Source organism: Mesorhizobium sp. M4A.F.Ca.ET.050.02.1.1, from assembly GCF_003997725.1.
GTDB lineage: Bacteria > Pseudomonadota > Alphaproteobacteria > Rhizobiales > Rhizobiaceae > Mesorhizobium.
On the sequence record NZ_RZSG01001226.1, the window covers coordinates 1 to 1,102 of the forward strand.

Annotated in this window: 1 protein-coding gene; it reads right to left on the reverse strand. The window is 63.6% G+C overall.

Annotated elements, in window-relative coordinates; genetic code table 11:
• The coding region (locus EOA33_RS36505; RefSeq protein WP_245482565.1) for a GMC family oxidoreductase at positions 1 to 1,100 on the reverse strand (1,100 nt) is incomplete at its 3' end.
• Positions 1,101 to 1,102: the final 2 nt, after the last annotated feature.

Here is a 1,102-nt window from a genome sequence, read left to right on the forward strand (position 1 = left end):
AGCGCCATGTGGTCGTAGTGGTCGAGCGCCGTGGTGAAGGAGCGGCCCCAGCCGCCCGGGTTGAGGAAGGCCGCCATGAATGGCAGGCCGAGCGACAGCGTCTCCATCTCATAGCCACCGACGAAACCGCGCGAAGGGTCGTGGCGCGCCTCGTCGCGGATGATGCCGGCCATGGTGGTGCCGCGATACATGTGCACCGGCTTGTCGAAGATGGCGTAGACCGAGCCGGTTGTGTGGCGCATATAGTTCCTGCCCACCTGCCCCGAGGAATTGGCGAGCCCGTGCGGGAACTTGGCCGATTGCGAGTTGAGCAGCAGCCGCGGGCTCTCGATCGAGTTGCCGGCGACGGCGACGATGCGCGCCTTCTGCTCCTGCAGCTTGCCGTCCTTGTCGGCATAGACGACCCCGGTCACCTTTCCGCTGGCGTCGTGGTTGATCTTGATCGCCATCGAATTCGGCCGCACCTCGAGATGGCCAGTCGCCTCACCCTTGGGGATCTCGGTGTAAAGCGTCGACCATTTGGCGCCCCATTTGCAGCCCTGGAAGCAGAAGCCTGTCTGCTGGCAGGAGTTGCGGTCGTCGCGCTGGACCGAGTTGATGGCCATGTTGCCGGTGTGGCATTCCTTGTAGCCGAGCTTGTCGGCGCCGGCCTTCAGCACCTTGAAGTTGTTGTTGCCCGGCAGTCTTGGCCAGTCATTGGTGCCGGTGACGCCCATCTTGGCTTCGGCCTTGGTGTAGTAGGGTTCCATCTCGGCCAGCGTGATCGGCCAGTCGAGCAAGCTGGCGCCTTCCACCTTGCCATAGGTCGAGTGTGCCTTGAACTCATGCTCCTGGAAGCGCAGCGAGGCGCCCGCCCAATGCGTGGTCGAGCCACCGACCGACTTGACGATCCAGGCCGGCAGGTTTGGAAAATCCTTCGCCACCCGCCAGTCGCCGGATGTGGTGCGCTTGTCCTTCCAGGCAAGCTGGGTAAAGGAATCCCACTCGTCGTTGATGAAATCATCGTATTCGTGGCGGGCGCCCGCCTCGAGGATGACGACGTCGATGCCTTTCTGGGCAAGTTCGTTGCCGAGTGTGCCGCCGCCGGCGCCCGAGCCGATGA